The following is a 16,085-nucleotide window of genomic DNA, read 5'->3' as shown; positions in this document are numbered from 1 at the left end:
TTCCTAGAATTTATAAGTATATGATATGGAAGGTATGATAGGCATAATACCTATCAACTTAAAACAAGGTTTTGTTTTACCGCTATAGGGAGAAGAAGAACCCGGGACTAAGTTATTCGTTCGTTCCCAGTTATCACTTTTATAGACCATAAACGGATTCATCCGGCTATATACATTATAAATACTGATATTCCAGATGCCCATTCGTCCCTTCTTCTTCGGACGGTAAATATTAAGTCCCAAATCCAGACGATGATAAGCCGGCATCTGGTAATTATTACGACGTGTATACAAATCCACCACTTCCCCGGATGGTTCCCACCAGTTATTCATCTTGTATTGGTTGGAAATAGTAAGCGTACCAGCTTGCTCATAACTCTCCAACGACAAGGTCATGCGATTGCCGGAAGTATACGTCCAAGCAGCTGTCAGCTCCACCTTTTCCGATAGTTTATGCGATACCACGATATTCAGCTTATGCCGGTTATCGTAACGTGCCGGAAAGCGTCGCCCGTTATCGATCTCATCGAAACGCCGATCCGACCATGAAAGCGTATATCCTATCCAACCGGTCGTACGTCCGCTTTCCTTGCGAGCCAAGAACTCCACGCCATACGAACGCCCCTTACCGACCGCCATTTTTTCCTCCCAAGCCGCCGTACCGGGCAAGAAGGAATAGCCGTCTTTATAATCCAACAGGTTCTTCATCCATTTATAATACCCCTCTACCGAGAAACTATAAGAACGCATCAGATTATAATAGAAACCAGCGGAGACTTGATCACTGATTAAAGGTTTCAACTTACGGGTAATAGGCATCCACGCATCCGTCGGCAAATTTATATAACTGTTGCCCAATAAATGGATATATTGCCCCATACGGGCGTATGAGGCTTTGAAGCTAAGATCGTCACGTAGCAACCATCTCAAGGAAGCGCGAGGCTCCAATAAGGTATAAGCCTTCCGCTCCACATTGAACAGGCTAAACCGAAGCCCCGCATTCAAACGCAAGCTAGGTAAGACATTCCAATCATCCTCTCCGAAGACAGCCGCCTCACGGGCCCATAGCAGATCATTTGTATATATTTTCCCTATATTCGAAAACTCCAGCATACCGGAACCGGCTGCTTTCACCTCATTATACTCCGGGCGGAAACGGTGCATCAAGAAATCCCCTCCAAAACGAATCACATGCGACGTAGAAGGCGTGTAATCAAAAGAGGAACGGACGCCCATATCCAAGATAGAGGTAGAACTACTCGTTTCCGATGAAGAAGAGAGATAATTATCTTCTCCTTCCACACCATAATTATATTCTTTTGAACTCCGTACATTCGAGCGATACCGTGAAAAGACCCCGGAAACCCGTCCGAACAAACGGTTATTGAAGACATAAGTCCAGCCCAAGGTTCCCATCAAATTACCCCAACGCAGCGATGAATGGGTACCATCCGTATAAGGGACTTGCTCTTCTTCTGTTGAGAAATCCGTTCCCCCTCCTTTTAATACATCATTCCCGTTATATAAGCTGAAAAACATCCGGCTACGATCGCTGAAACGATGATTAAGCTTTAAATTCAAATCGTGAAAAGCGTAACGAAGATTTATTTTATGACCGTCTTTTCGAACCTTATTTGCTATCGCTATCGCTGGGGCAGAGAGTACATCCAGCCACGAGCGTCTAAGCGCTATCTGAAAAGCCGTGCGATCCTTGATGATAGGGCCTTCCAAGCTCAGATTACCGGAGATCAGCCCGATCGTAACGCTACCATGGTACTCTTTCATATTGCCCTCTTTGGTATGGACATCTACCACAGACGAGAGTCGCCCGCCATATCTCGCAGGGAAACCCGCCTTGAAAAAGTCCAGATTACGGATCGCCTCCGGATTGAAAGCGGAGAATAGCCCGCCGACATGATTGATCTGGTAAACCGGATTACCGTCTATCAAAAACAGATTTCCATCTTGGTCGCCGCCACGAACATATAAACCGGCCAGTCCCTCTGTCCCACTGGCTACACCCGGAGTCAGTTGCAAGGTCTTCACAATATCGGACTCACCAAACAGGGTCGGTGTCGCCTTGATCGTCTTCTGGCTAAACCCCATCGTTCCCATCAAGGTGTTATTTACAGACAAACGATCCCGCTCCGAAGCGGTAACTACCACTTCCTCCAGACGAGCGTTCGGACGCAACTCAATATTTAATATGGTATCCCTATCCAATTCCGTGAAATTAAAGGAACAGCTCTCATAGCCAATGTAAGAAGCATGCAAGCGGATATTCCCCGGCGGAAGCGTCAAACTGAAAAAACCATAGCTATTCGTAGCCGAGCCTTTCCGGCTGGCGACCTCATAAACAGAGGCTCCGATCAGAGACTCCGAGGACGCTTGGTCCCTCACGAAGCCGCTGATCGTTACCTGTCTCTGTCTACGCTTCAGAATCACGATCTTTCCACTCACCTTATACACGATCGGATACGACTCGAACAAGCGGGTCAAACAATCCGTCAATGCCTCATCTTTCACTTGGAAACTGATCTTCGGAAGCTCTTTCAACAAAGAAGACTCATACGAGAAGGTCACGCCCGCCTGCCTTTCGATCTCTGACAAGACCTCCGGCAACGAAACCTCCTTCATACGTAACGTAATCCGGGGATCATCCTTCGTCTTGGCTGATTGGGCCAAGAGGTCTGGAACAGGCATAAAAATCATCCAGCAAAAAATGGCTATAAGCCATTTATTCATCCACTCTGTCATCATTCTACTTTATTGAGTTCATTGATAAGACAGGATCTCCCGGAAATACCCCTATCAAGGAAAAGCCTTTTTTTCATACCTCGTGAACTTACCGCTTCATGATGTATGAACCGGCAAGCACAGGTCGTCAACGCGGGATGGGCTTATCCATCCCAAGGATTCCAATAAGGAGGCACCGTGTCTCTCGGCATCGTGATACGCAATTTATCCTCTTGATATCCGGCGACAATCCCAAAGCCGTTCTCCACATTCGAATACGTATCGGCAGGCTCTATCAACGCCCCGAAATTCGCGTCGCCGATCGTGATAGAGTACCCCCTCATAATCTTCATATATCGATAATAATCCTCGGAGATAGACAACAGGCGCACATCGTAATGAACGTCCATAGAAAGGGTATCACTCTCATACGAGTATTCAACAGGAAAAACAGAAACCTTAATAGCATTCGTATTAACCAGATCCTCCCCTCTAAATACACCCATACAGTAACGCCCATCCATCTGGCTCGTGATAGGACTACCTCCAAAAGACTGGAAAACAGGATCCTCATAATCCACGCTAAAACCAGAATAATACCAACTATATCCTCCTAAGCTACGGAAAGAGGTTACGGTACGGGTACTATCCCCCTTCCGGAAGTCCAAGATCTGCTCCACGATTAAACGATAATAGGAATCCGCCTCAACCCCGATTTTAACAGAGAAACGCAGATATTCGGCATAGTAGGCAGAAGATCGATAGGATAAGGTATCCACCTCATAAATCCGTGCCCGACCGGGGATACGAGTTTCCCCGGATACCGGCTCATACCCATCGGCCTCGGCCTCTATACGCAAACAATCCCCCTGTCTCACGAAACAACCGGGCAGAACATATTGCCCCCGTGAATGTATAGAATCTTCCGGCAGGTCATCATTGCGCATAAGACCTTGAAACTCATCATTGACATAGACACGGACTTTCGCGTCGGATAACTCAAAATCGGGAACGCTATCCATGATAAACCATGTTTTCGAGAGATGAGCACACACCTCCTTTCCGGGACATACCGATGCGTTCAGTACAATCCGATCCGGCAGATCCTCCAAATCAATCTCCACATCCCGAACGCAAGAGACCATCAATAATCCTAACACGAACAGGTAAGGTAAATATCTTCTCATAAGCTAGAATTTATAAGTATAAGAAACCGAGGGCATGCAATAGAACAAAATCGTCTCCTGTAGCACTACATGATATCGCTGATTTATATCCTGGTTTACCATAACCTCCGTCATGAAGGGATTCGGTTTCAAATACGTATTGTATATACTTATGTTCCAAATCCCCATCCGACCCTTCTTTTTATATCGATAAAAATTCACGCCCAGATCCAAACGGTGATAAGGAGACAATTGATAATTATTACGAGCGCTCAAACCTGAATTCATCGGTCTGTATGAATCTACTCCGGCATACCCGTTCTCTTTCTGATAAATCGGAGACAGATATTTATACTCCGGCAAGCTAATATGGTTTCCTGAGGCGAACACCCAAGCTCCCGTTAACTCCACCTTCCGGGATAACTTACGAGAAACGACCACATTCACCTTATGCCGGTTGTCGAAGCGAAACGGGAAATGACGCCCCTTATTCACGGAACCATCCGGAAACCACCGATCCGACCAAGAGAGCGTATACCCGATCCATCCGGTTGTCTTCCCATTTGTCTTTTGCGCCATAAACTCCACACCATAGGTCTTACCCTTTCCCAAACCGACCCGGTCTTCCCAACCGGAGAAATGTGTCTCAACCGGCCAATGATCCTTATAATCAATCAAGTTATTCAACCGTTTATAATACCCCTCGATCGAGAAATCATACATCCGTTTCAGATTATAATAAAGCCCGGCGGTAATCTGGTGAGAACTCATCGGAGGGACTTGCTCCGTCACCGGGACCCAAATATCCGTAGGCTGGTTCACATAGGTATTCGATAATAAGTGGACATATTGGTTCATCTTACTGTAGGATATCTTCGCCGATAGATCCGGACGAAGTAAATAACGTGCCGACAAACGAGGCTGAAAAGAATGATAGATCTCATTCTCTACATGAAACAAGGTATACCGCAATCCGGCATTCACCCGCAAGCGATCCGTGACCCGCATCTCATCCTCGGCAAACAAAGAGAACTCATGCCCTTTTATCAAGGAATAATCATACAAAAGCTCATATACGGGATTTACTAACGAATCGTTCACCCAAGACCGTTGCTGGCTATTCTCCGGGCGAAAATTATGATACAGGTAATCCGTGCCCATTCGTATCCGGTGATTCATTGAAGGACTGTAATCCACTGACAGCCGTACGCTCAGATCCTCCATCTCCGATTTATAACGGCTATCCCGCTTAATTGATTGCCGCTCTGCCCTATTTCCTTCGATTTCATACCCCTTCGCCTCTTGCCGGATATGCGAGCGAAAACGGCTGTAGCCCACCATTAGATTACCAAACAGCTTTTGCCCGAACACGTAGTTCCACCCTGCGGAGCCGATCAAGTTTCCCCAACGCCAGAGAAACATATCATCCGAATCCTCATGCTTCTCCTTGCTTCCCTGCCGAAAAGCATCTTGCCCCATATAAAAGCTCAAATAGGCCCGGCTACGTTCCGAGAAAGAATGGTTCACCTTCGCGTTTATATCAAAAAAGTGATAACCGAAACTCTCCTTGGTATCACTGTTCTTATTAATGATCGCCAAAGCCGTCCCTGTTATCAAATCCAACCACGTACGACGTACCGAGACATTAAACGAGGAGCGATCCTTAACAATCGGCCCCTCCAGATTCGCCCGTGCGGAAAGCAAACCCACGGAGATATTCCCGTGATACTCCTGCCGGTTACCGTCATTCATACGGACATCTACAACCGACGAGAGCCTTCCGCCGTATTCCGCCGGAAAGCTCCCTTTATAAAACCGGGTATTCTTTATCGCGTCCGGGTTGAACGCCGAGAAAAACCCCAACAAATGGTTCACATGATAGACCGGATTTCCATCCAGCAGATACAAATTCTCATCGGCCCCGCCCCCACGCACATACAAGCCGGTCATTCCCTCGGTGCCTACCGCCACGCCCGGCAACTGCTGTAAGGTCTTCACCAGATCCGCCTCCCCCAGCAAAGCGGGTATCGACTTCACCCGCTCGGCAGGTACGTCGATCACCCCCGCACGGCTACTCAATATCTCGTAGCGAGGCCGGGTCCCCCGAATAACGACCTCGCCTAACGAGGCCAATGACCTCAACGGGAAGTCGATCATCGTATCCCTTTGCAAATCGATCTCTATCTCCATCGCCTTAAAGCCCACATACGAGGCCCTAAGGCGAACCTTACCGGGTGGAAGTATCAAGCTGTAAAAGCCGTAATTATTAGACATCGTCCCTCCCCTCGAACTTTTCACCAGAACCGAAGCCCCCAACAAACTCTCATACGAGGCTGAATCCCTGACGAATCCACTGATCGTATATTGACGGGGCTTTCGCTTTAAGATGATATATTGCCCCGTAACCCGATAGATAATCGGTAATGGGGAAAATAAGCGCTTCAAGCAGTACGACAAGGATTCATCCCGGACCGACAGGGAAACCTCTGGCAGCTCTTTCAGCAGAGAAGACTCGTACGAGAAGAACAATCCGGTTTGTTTCTCAAGCTCCATCAATATATCCAACAGGGGAACCTGCCGCATATCCAACGTAACCGTCGGCGTAGGTTCGGGCATCTGCGCATATAGATGTCCCATCCAACCGGGAAGCAAAAGAATCCCTATCAGCCATACAACAATAGATCTCATAAATGATCTGATTTTATTTCTTCGAAGTGGAAACCAAACGTGCGTCCAATGTCTGGTTAACAACCTGCAAGACATCCTCCAAAGGCAGATTATTAAAAGTAGCGGTCAATCTCGCTCCCTCATTCTTTGTCTGGTTCGCAATCTTGACTTGATAATAATCACTCAAGTCCTCAATCACCTTATCCAGCGGTGTCTCCATAAAACGAAGTTGCCCTGTCCTCCAAGCTAACTTGTTCACGTCTTCTTCCGTCACTACCGTTATCTCCTTGTTCTCCATAGAATACTGAGCCGACATTCCAGCGGTAAGTATCACATTCTCCTTTTCCTCCCCGGCGGTAAAACATACCTTGCCGGTAACTACATTGACTTCCGTAACGGTAGGCTTCTCATCTATCTGGAAACTTGTTCCCAGCACCGTAACTTCCGTTTGGCTCGTTTTCACTGAGAAAGGGCGTGCCTCGTTCCTCGTCACTTGGAAAAAGGCCTTTCCATTCATCTCCACGGCACGCCTCTCTTTATCATATCTCTTCGCGTCATACCGGATCCATGAATCGCCGGCCAAAGCGACCAAGGTACTATCCGGAAGGTAAACATCTTTCATTTGTCCGGGGGCGGTAGTAATCGCAACCCAATCCGGGGCGTTTCTCTCTACCGTAAACCATGTCCCCAGACCTACGAGCACTAACACGACAGCGGCCGCCCCGATCCAATACCGGCGAAACGAGACCTTCCGGCTAATCACATGCTCAGAAGCGAACTTCTGCCATGCCTTATCCGGGTCAAGGCTTCCTTCCCGATAGCGTTTCGCTACGAAACGGATGCGTTGTTCCAATTTATTGTCATGCTCGTTATTATTCATAACTATTCCTTCTATTTAATAAGTCCTTCCAGTCTCATACCATTGGAATCCGACATTTGGGGCCTGCCCCTTCTTCAATGGAACTCCCACGCTCATACTCGGCGAGATCCTAGACGATACGCAAGATGAGAAAATCATCATCGACACCGCAAATATAAATACCCACTTTATACAAACCATCGCTTTCATCCTATTTTCTCTTTAAAATGTGTATCCCAAGGTAAAACTAGCCGTATGATAGTTCAGACCTATGTTATAAGCATATCCCTTGTATTGCTTATCTATACCCAGATCATAGCCAACCTTAAAAGCGACCCGTTTCACCTCTATACCAGCCTCTATGGTAGCTCCCCAGTCAAAACGAGGCGCTACCGCATATCCTTGGCCGGGATTAAACGGGTTATATGATATTTCCTTATTATAGGGCAGCTTTCCTTTTAAAGAATAATCACTTTCCTCATACGTCACTTTTCCTCCCAAGCCAACCGCCAAATAGGGACCGACCGCCAAATGTAACCGAACATCCTTACTTACCTGCCAATCGAAACGAGCCAAGATCGGTAATTGGATATATTCACGATGCTCCTTCTGACTGCGATGCCTTATACCTTCTACATCAAAATCCTTAATTCCATAGGTATCATAATAGAAGCCCGTAAAGCCGTAACCATTACCATAACCGTATCCCCACAGATTCAAATAATCACTGGAAACGGGATAGAGAAATATACTCGTACCTTCCCGTCCCCCATATGGACTCTCACTAGTTCCATAAATCTCACTATAAGAAGACAGCCCCTTCCCCCGTCGCACATAATACAAACCGGATTGAAGCGAGAACCAGCCCGATCCGAATGTATAAGAGACTGCGGCCCCAGCCTTAAAGCCTACCTTAGCGGCATCTCCCTTATACTTTGTCACGTTCATACCGGCTTCCGGCGTCACTTTCCATTGCGCTTGGGCCGAGATCACGCACGTCATCAACATCACAAATACCACCAACTTCCTCATATACTCTCCATGCTTTAATGAAATAAACAAGTAACCTTTATCTCTAAGACAGAGAAATATGAAAAACCCCCATTCCTTTCTATAAAATTTATCCGAAAAAGAACATATAAACACGGATAGCGGTCTCTCGCAAAGCTTTCAATGCCTTGCTCATCTGGTTCTCAACCGTTTTTACCGATAAATTCAATTCCTCCGCGATCTCTTGGTATTTCAAGCCATCCCGTTTGGATAACAAGAAAATCTTCTTCCGTTCGGGAGGTAACCGATCGATAGCATCCCACAGGCGGGCGTCACGCTCCGATCGCAGGATGTCTTCCTCTTCCGAGGTATCTTCTACGTCGGGTAACTGCTCGGTGGCCTCAGCGTTTACGGGTTGTGAGGTAAATGAAAGAGAACGGTTCCTCACCGCTTGATATAAATAAGCCTTGAGATTCCCGATCACATTACCAGCCCGGTTCTTATCCCATACATCCGCGAAGGCCTGTTGCACGATATCCTCGGCATCGTCTACCTGATCGGTATAACGAAGCGCAAACAAACACAAGGGCTTATATAAACTCTTGAAATGATGTTCAAATTCTTGGGTGGTAATAGCAGCCATACGTTTGTTATCTGTAACTATTCACCGCAAAGTAACAACCTTTTCTTTTTAACAAATCGCTTTTCAGGTTCTTTATAATGGTTTTAATAAAAAGAAAGCGTTTAAGGACTTATCCCTAAACGCTTTTTCTTATTTTTAATTAATAAGCATCAATATGGACGAAAACCGATAATCTGGCGTACCTCATTTAAAGTCTTAGAAGCGCTCTCACGAGCTTTCTCCGCACCCATACGGGCTACCTTATCCAGATATTCCGTATTGGCGGCCATATCCAAGATACGCTCACGGATCGGAGCGCAGAACTTATTGATATCCTCGGCCAACTGCTTTTTCATATCGCCGTAACGGATCTCGCAATTGTTGTATTTCTCATTAAAGAAATCATAGGTCTCTTTCTCGGAGACAATTTCCATCATCGTGAATAAATTGGCGATCGGCTCGGGCTTCACGCTATTCGGCTCGGTTGGTCCCGCATCGGAAACCGCTTTCATAACCTTCTTCTTGATTGTTTTCTCATCATCGATCAAGTAGATCGCGTTACCCTCACTCTTGCCCATCTTACCGGAACCATCCAAGCCCGGTACTTTCACGGACTTATCGCCCAAATGGAACGAAGCTGGTTCCGGGAAGAAATCTACTCCATAGGTAGAATTGAAACGGCGGGCGAAACGACGAGCCATTTCCATATTCTGCTCCTGATCCTTACCTACAGGAACCTTCAACGCCTTATGGATAATAATATCGGCGGCCATCAAGGTCGGGTAAGTCAACAAACCAGCGCTTACGCTATGTTTATTACCTTCATTAAAAATCTCTTTCTCTACATCGCCTTCACATCCTTCCCGGCTGATATGCAACTGCTGACGGGCCTTATCCTTAAAGGAAGCCGTACGCATCAACTCGCCGATACCGGCGTTCATATTCAAATATAGATACAACTCTACCACCTCCGGCACATCGCTCTGAATATAAATGGTAGCTTTTTCCGGATCGATACCACAAGCCAGATATTCCGAGAGGATCGTCTTTACGCTATTTCGTATATTGTCAGGATGCGGGTGAGTAGTCAACGAATGCCAATCAGCGATAAAGAAGAAGCAATTATACTCATCTTGCATCCGCAAGAAACTCTTTACCGCGCCAAAGTAATTGCCTAGATGCAGATTTCCTGTTGGTCTGATTCCACTTACTACTGTTTCCATGTCTTGTTATTTTTAGTTTTCAAGTGGCGGCAAAGATAGTAATATTCTCACAATATACATATATTATATGCCGCAGATCCTCCTAACCACCTATTATAACGGTGGGACATCCCAATACGATTTGCCCTCCGTGAGCTGTCGTATCTCCCATTCTGGCGGCAGGTTTACCGCAGATCATCACGGTGGAAGATCCTTTAATGATCGTATCCGGAGGGCCTACACAAACGCAATTATCTCCCATTACCGCCGCCGGTAGCTTGCCGATTAGAACAGTCGCCGCTCCCGGCCCTACAATAGGACCGCCTACATGGGGTATCGGTGATGGCCAAGCCGGGGTTTGCATAGGACATGTATGCATATCTGTCAATCTTGCTGCTGGAGGCATATTTATTACTTTTTAGTTAACGATTTATTGAAATGATGATCTACAAATATATAATATTTATCATGAATATACTACTTTTGCGCGCTAATATTTTTAATCATGAATGCAAAAGCAAAAGGATATGTTCTAGGGGCTATCGCCGCCGCGACTTATGGAATGAACCCCTTGTTCGCCCTACCCTTGTATAAAGCCGGTATGAATCCGGATTCAGTCCTGTTTTTCAGATATTTATTCGCGATCCCGGTATTAGGTATCATGATCAAAGCGAGAGGGCGGAACTTTAAGTTGAAACCCAACGAGATCGTTCCTTTAATCCTCATGGGGCTGTTGGTTTCCTTCTCTTCCCTAGCGTTATTCCAAAGCTATAATTATATGGAAGCAGGCATCGCCTCGACTTTGCTGTTTGTCTATCCGATCTTAGTGGCGCTGATCATGGCGTTTGTCTTCAAGGAGAAATTAACGTTGCAAACCTTCTTTTGTATCTTGCTGGCATTAGGCGGTATCGGCTTACTTTATAAAAGTGGCGACGGAACGACTCTTAGTTTAACCGGTGTCCTGTTGGTCATGGCTTCCGCTCTTTCCTATGCTATTTATATCGTAGGCGCGAATCGTCCGCTATTAAAGAATATCGCTACGTTGAAACTTACGTTCTATGTCTTGCTTTTCGGAATGACCTTGTTTTTAGTCCGTATAGATTTCGGCAGGAGCCTTCACATTGTCCATGATTGGTATTTATGGGGTAACCTGATCGCTCTAGCCATATTCCCAACCGCTATCTCTTTCCTTTGCACGACACTGGCGGTCCAATATATCGGCTCCACCCCGACGGCGATCCTCGGAGCCTTGGAACCGTTGACCGCCGTATTCTTCGGAGTGACTGTCTTCGGTGAATCATTAACGTTACGATTGTGTTGCGGAATCATCCTGATCATCCTAGCCGTTACCCTCATTATCGCAGGAAGTAACGTAACAAGCCACCTAGTTCGTTTTCGAAAGCTTTTCCCAAGGCTTCCGCTTAAGAAAAAGAACGCTAAATCATAAAATCACAATAGGTATCATTTCTATCCAGATACTATTTACGGGGCCATCGCAAATCTATGATAAATTCGTAAAATCATTTGTTACAATCAATTATTTTACATATGTTTGCGATAAACAATACGTATCCAATCATGATCACCAAGTTCTCAACATGCTTATTGTTCCTTGCCTTGCTCCTAAATAGTTGTCAGCAAAGGAATCAACCCACCTCTCCCCAATATGAAGCGGAGTATAATCGTTCGACGACTCCGGCCCTCATTGATATAGAAAAGGCGCTGGACCATCCGGCGATGTTGAAACTGAGTCAAATAGCCTCTAAGCTGGAATATTATAATGTTGGAGACGCTCGTTACACGGTAACACAAGCGATCGCTATTCCGGATAGCGACGCTTTCATCACATTCAATAACCCACGCATTTATTATCGTAAGCAAGGCATTCCCAGCAAACGATATGGATTTAAGGCCTTGGATTATAAATGGAACCATGGGATGAACAGCCTTAATCTATTTTACGACAAGAAAACAACCCGTATGTACTGCGCCTTGAGCGGCCTCGACCAAGACAATAAAAAAGATTCGACCACATTCAACGATATAAGGCCATGTATCGGGGAATTACCCACATTAGATACGATGCTGACCATTCAGAATTATATATTCCCCGAAAACCTGACTACCAAATATTCGATAAATGCGGATGCCAGTCAAATAGTAGGCTTCTCCTCCTCGGGATATATGCTTTGTGATTATGCGGAAGGCTCTAAAATCCCGAAAGGAATAACGACATTCAACCTTCGAGGAGATACGCTTTGCAAATTCATCCTTGCGGATACCAAGGATATTAACGTCTCTCCGGATACGATCACCCGGTTTCAAACCTTTTATTGGAATACGGATCAAGACCGAATGAATTTCTTGATTCCTTATCGCGATACGGTATACCAGCTTTCAAGTTCTCACTCGATCACCCCTTTATATGCGCTTCATAAAGACAATCAAGATAAACCGACCGGTCTTCGTTCTTTCTTGGAGAATCCGAATGGGCTATTTATGGGAGTCTTTCAAAAAGGTTCTCCCGCCATCTATAATTGGCTGGGATGGCTGGACGATTACAAACCGGTTATCACCCATCGAGTAGTCTATCTCAAGAAAGAGAAGAAAACATACGCCTTACCCAAAAGCTCCGGAGGATTTATCAATGATATAGATGATGGACTTCCGTTCTGGCCAGACGGACAAACCGATGACTGTGTTTATATGATTCGTACCGTCACCGAAATGCGTGAGACCGTTAAACGCACAGGCTCCTCCCGCCAAAAAGACCTAATCAAATTCTTAGACGATCCTAAAGTGTTCGAGAGGGATTATGTAATGATCGTGGCAAGACCTTGATAGATATGTGACAGATAATACAATAAACGAATGAAACTACAACCATTTTTCTTATTCCTATCACTCTTGCTCTTTATCCTCTCTTCTTGTGAGCAAGCAGAGAAAAGTAGGTCTTATCAATTAGTAAGATCCGATCAGACCTTGGCTTTCACCTTGGATGATAAGACAAAAAACGTAACCCCTTTCTTATCGTACTATCGTGACAAAAAGGGAAAGGAATATATTGTGTTACAATCTTACTCCATGCAGTCCCGTAGCAATAAATTCTATTTTTATGATAAGGATAGTCAAGAACTAGCGTTCAAGATAGAACCGGAGATCGAGGGTTCAAATGGAGTAGGCCGTGTATTAGGATGCTATATACAGGATTGGGACAGCCTATATCTCACCAGCTTATTTGAACCAGAGATCATACGCATCAATAAGGATTGCCAAATACTAGAAAAAATAAATTATGAGGAAGCAAATGATGGCACAAGACTTTACAACAGTAGTTTCCTAAGTTTCAGAACCGCCACCCTGATAGGGAGGGATCTATATATCTATTCAGATCCCAACCGTTTGATAGAGAAAGATTATGTCTCCGCTACTATCAATCTCGACACGAAGGAGATCAGAGCATTACCTTTTGTTTATCCGGACTATCCCGGCTCTTCGGTCAAATTGAAACGATACGGGCTAGAGGGTAGCTATAGCCGTTCTTTTGATGGGCAGCGATTTGTATATTCTTTCATTTACGATGAATCTGTCTATGTGGCGAATATCGCACATGACTCCATCCGCAAGGTATCCGTGAAAAGCGAGTATATCGACCAAGTGCAATTGCCAGACGAGCTAACCGCCCAAGCGATCGATTTCTGTCAAAACGCGATGTATGGAGACTTGATATACGATCCTTACCGAGAGGTTTTTTATCGGATCGCTTATCCATCCACTACGATCGAGAAAGGGGTTAAAGCTATGGAACTTATAGAATATGGACGAAAGACCTTTTCAATCATAATCCTTGACAAAGAGTTAAACAAGCTAGGAGAGACTCTTTTCCCTAATTACACGTACAATTCAAGACAATTATTAGTTTTACCCGATGGCCTTTACATATGTAACAGCCATTTCATGAACCCCGATTTCAACGACGATATATTAAGTTTTATTCGTTTCGATCTAGTTTCTCGATACGACCGGAGATAAACAAACACTTTATATCAGCATATTACAGCAAGCACAGACAAGCCTTATTCCAGTGGATTTCCTAATAGATATTCAATAGATAAAGCCAAACATCCATAAAGGAATCATATTGCGGAAAGCATACTCTATGTCATCTTTCACCACATACCCATCCGCCGCTTGCTTGATCTGTTGCCGCGTCTTATTCTTTCCCCCAATCTCAAAGGTTCGGCCATCTATCTCAAAGTCTGAAATCGCAGAAGAAGTAACGAAGCATACGACTCGCATCCAAGATAGAAAAACCGTCTCACGCACGGAACCGATATCCGGTACCTGCTCCGACAACGCATAAGCCAGATTCGTATTATTCAGATAGATCTTCTCTACTTTCTCCAATAATTTCAAGCCCTGCGCTTTTTCTCGCAGTAAATTAACCAGACCTGCCTTCTCCAAATAACTCATGTAGTCGGGCAACACATTCCGGCTGATATCCAAATCTCTCGCCAACTTCGTATAATTTGGTTTGAAAGGGACACTTTGAGCTAATACATATAATAATTTCTTCAACTTTACGGCAGAAGCCACCGTCATATCCGCAAAAATCGGAATATCAGATTCCACCATTTGGTTAATCACGCTACGCAGACGCAAGAGATATTCCGTATCTTGAAAAAATGGATAATAACCTGTCGATAAATAATCATTAAATAATTTGAGTGGACGAGCTTCCTTATAAGGGAACTCAACCTTCCCAGCAAGAATCTCTTCCAACGAATACGATGGAAGCTGCCACCCCTGCGATATATTCAAATATTCCCGAAAAGAAAGTCCGGGTAATCTATACTCTACCTTCCTGCGACTTAAATCCGCACCACCTTTCTCCAGATCAAGAATAGACGAACCTGTATAGATAACTTGAAGACCAGGAATTTGATCGTATATATTCTTCACCTCCCTAGACCAATCCTTGTATTTATGAATCTCGTCAATATAAAGTTTTTTCCCACCCAGATTATAAAATTGATAAGCCATGTCGAATAACCGATACTTGGTAAAATAGAAATCATCTGCCGTAACATACAAAGACTCATCCTCACGATCATACAATTTGATATGCTGCAACAATAGGGTAGTCTTCCCAACACCACGAGCACCTAAAATCGCAACCAATCGGCTATCCCATGCGATCTGATCGTGAAGAAAACGCACGACTTCTGTCGAAGTATGCTCTAATTGAGTTCTAAAGGAACGAAATAAGGTCTCCATATCGATTCATGTTTAAAGGACAAATATACAAAATTGCACGATACGATGTGCAATTTTGTATAAAAATTGCACATCGTATCGTGCAAATACCTTTATATAAATTGCCCTAAGGCTATCTGCTTAAAAACGCTCTCGTCCCACTCACTATTAATTTACCACCCTATCCTTTCCTATAAATAATCAAAAACATCTACAACATCTACAACTTCGCATATAGACATCTGGTTATATGATATTTAACCCATGATTGCAGATAAAAAAACATCTACAATAATCCGGTCCTATCTACAATCACTTACGCTTTTTCACCACAAAACAGAACGATCTTCTTACACTCGCCGTATTTCATCACTTCAGCAGTCTTCTTGATACCTATAAAGCATTAACGTATAATAGTTTACAGTTTTTCTAAGCAAAAACAAAAGTTTTCCGCTTATGAAACTTTTGTTTTATAACTGTAAAACTTTTGTTTCCCTAGGAAGAAACTAAAGTTTCCTACAGGAGAAACCATTGTTTTCCCTACGAGAAACTGTCTTTTCCTGATTTATCTAGACACTTTTTTTGTT

At 44.6% G+C, this 16,085-nt stretch carries 12 protein-coding genes; 3 read left to right on the top strand and 9 right to left on the bottom strand.

The window, feature by feature from the left end; all coding sequences use genetic code 11:
* Positions 1-3: 3 nt before the first annotated feature.
* The 8 genes from DW205_RS10330 to DW205_RS10295 form a co-directional block, all read right to left on the bottom strand.
* Positions 4-2,760, bottom strand: coding sequence for a TonB-dependent receptor (locus DW205_RS10330; protein WP_005867499.1), 2,757 nt, complete (start codon positions 2,758-2,760; stop codon positions 4-6).
* Between the two features lie 140 nt (positions 2,761-2,900).
* On the bottom strand, positions 2,901-3,923 hold the full coding sequence (locus DW205_RS10325) for a DUF4249 domain-containing protein (RefSeq protein WP_005867497.1): 1,023 nt from the start codon (positions 3,921-3,923) through the stop codon (positions 2,901-2,903).
* A gap of 3 nt (positions 3,924-3,926) precedes the next feature.
* Positions 3,927-6,590, bottom strand: coding sequence for a TonB-dependent receptor (locus tag DW205_RS10320; RefSeq protein WP_005867495.1), 2,664 nt, complete (start codon positions 6,588-6,590; stop codon positions 3,927-3,929).
* A 13-nt stretch (positions 6,591-6,603) separates the two neighbouring features.
* Positions 6,604-7,449 (bottom strand): FecR family protein, encoded by an 846-nt coding sequence (locus DW205_RS10315; protein WP_005867493.1) that lies wholly within the window; start codon positions 7,447-7,449, stop codon positions 6,604-6,606.
* A 201-nt stretch (positions 7,450-7,650) separates the two neighbouring features.
* The gene (locus tag DW205_RS10310; protein ID WP_005867490.1) at positions 7,651-8,460 is read right to left on the bottom strand and encodes a porin family protein; all 810 of its coding nucleotides are present in this window, start codon (positions 8,458-8,460) and stop codon (positions 7,651-7,653) included.
* A gap of 88 nt (positions 8,461-8,548) precedes the next feature.
* A complete protein-coding gene (locus DW205_RS10305) occupies positions 8,549-9,061 on the bottom strand; it encodes an RNA polymerase sigma-70 factor (protein WP_005859552.1) in 513 nt (170 codons plus the stop codon).
* Between the two features lie 149 nt (positions 9,062-9,210).
* On the bottom strand, positions 9,211-10,263 hold the full coding sequence (gene trpS, locus DW205_RS10300; protein WP_005867488.1) for a tryptophan--tRNA ligase: 1,053 nt from the start codon (positions 10,261-10,263) through the stop codon (positions 9,211-9,213).
* 82 nt (positions 10,264-10,345) lie between these two features.
* Positions 10,346-10,648 (bottom strand): PAAR domain-containing protein, encoded by a 303-nt coding sequence (locus DW205_RS10295; protein WP_005859557.1) that lies wholly within the window; start codon positions 10,646-10,648, stop codon positions 10,346-10,348.
* Between the two features lie 99 nt (positions 10,649-10,747).
* Here DW205_RS10295 and DW205_RS10290 point away from each other — a divergent pair, with 99 nt between their 5' ends.
* The 3 genes from DW205_RS10290 (at position 10,748) to DW205_RS10280 (ending at position 14,274) form a co-directional block, all read left to right on the top strand.
* Complete coding sequence (locus DW205_RS10290) at positions 10,748-11,689, top strand: DMT family transporter (RefSeq protein WP_005867486.1); 942 nt, start codon at positions 10,748-10,750, stop codon at positions 11,687-11,689.
* A gap of 131 nt (positions 11,690-11,820) precedes the next feature.
* A complete protein-coding gene (locus tag DW205_RS10285) occupies positions 11,821-13,083 on the top strand; it encodes a DUF4933 domain-containing protein (protein WP_005867485.1) in 1,263 nt (420 codons plus the stop codon).
* A 30-nt stretch (positions 13,084-13,113) separates the two neighbouring features.
* On the top strand, positions 13,114-14,274 hold the full coding sequence (locus tag DW205_RS10280) for a DUF4221 domain-containing protein (RefSeq protein ID WP_005867484.1): 1,161 nt from the start codon (positions 13,114-13,116) through the stop codon (positions 14,272-14,274).
* 72 nt (positions 14,275-14,346) lie between these two features.
* Here DW205_RS10280 and DW205_RS10275 read toward each other — a convergent pair whose 3' ends face one another.
* Positions 14,347-15,519: an ATP-binding protein gene (locus tag DW205_RS10275; protein ID WP_005859561.1), complete on the bottom strand. Its 1,173-nt coding sequence runs from the start codon at positions 15,517-15,519 to the stop codon at positions 14,347-14,349.
* Positions 15,520-16,085 lie beyond the last annotated feature (566 nt).

It is taken from the genome of Parabacteroides sp. AM17-47, from assembly GCF_003434625.1.
Lineage (GTDB): Bacteria > Bacteroidota > Bacteroidia > Bacteroidales > Tannerellaceae > Parabacteroides > Parabacteroides distasonis.
This window is presented reverse-complemented; position numbering and strand designations above follow the sequence as displayed.

What these genes read in the sequence shown, in the direction of transcription:
- DW205_RS10330 (WP_005867499.1), bottom strand. Translation starts at nt 2,760, where the DNA reads ATGATGACAGAGTGGATGAATAAATGGCTTATAGCCATTTTTTGCTGG.
- DW205_RS10325 (WP_005867497.1), bottom strand. Translation starts at nt 3,923, where the DNA reads ATGAGAAGATATTTACCTTACCTGTTCGTGTTAGGATTATTGATGGTC.
- DW205_RS10320 (WP_005867495.1), bottom strand. Translation starts at nt 6,590, where the DNA reads ATGAGATCTATTGTTGTATGGCTGATAGGGATTCTTTTGCTTCCCGGT.
- DW205_RS10315 (WP_005867493.1), bottom strand. Translation starts at nt 7,449, where the DNA reads ATGAATAATAACGAGCATGACAATAAATTGGAACAACGCATCCGTTTC.
- DW205_RS10310 (WP_005867490.1), bottom strand. Translation starts at nt 8,460, where the DNA reads ATGAGGAAGTTGGTGGTATTTGTGATGTTGATGACGTGCGTGATCTCG.
- DW205_RS10305 (WP_005859552.1), bottom strand. Translation starts at nt 9,061, where the DNA reads ATGGCTGCTATTACCACCCAAGAATTTGAACATCATTTCAAGAGTTTA.
- trpS (WP_005867488.1), bottom strand. Translation starts at nt 10,263, where the DNA reads ATGGAAACAGTAGTAAGTGGAATCAGACCAACAGGAAATCTGCATCTA.
- DW205_RS10295 (WP_005859557.1), bottom strand. Translation starts at nt 10,648, where the DNA reads ATGCCTCCAGCAGCAAGATTGACAGATATGCATACATGTCCTATGCAA.
- DW205_RS10290 (WP_005867486.1), top strand. Translation starts at nt 10,748, where the DNA reads ATGAATGCAAAAGCAAAAGGATATGTTCTAGGGGCTATCGCCGCCGCG.
- DW205_RS10285 (WP_005867485.1), top strand. Translation starts at nt 11,821, where the DNA reads ATGATCACCAAGTTCTCAACATGCTTATTGTTCCTTGCCTTGCTCCTA.
- DW205_RS10280 (WP_005867484.1), top strand. Translation starts at nt 13,114, where the DNA reads ATGAAACTACAACCATTTTTCTTATTCCTATCACTCTTGCTCTTTATC.
- DW205_RS10275 (WP_005859561.1), bottom strand. Translation starts at nt 15,519, where the DNA reads ATGGAGACCTTATTTCGTTCCTTTAGAACTCAATTAGAGCATACTTCG.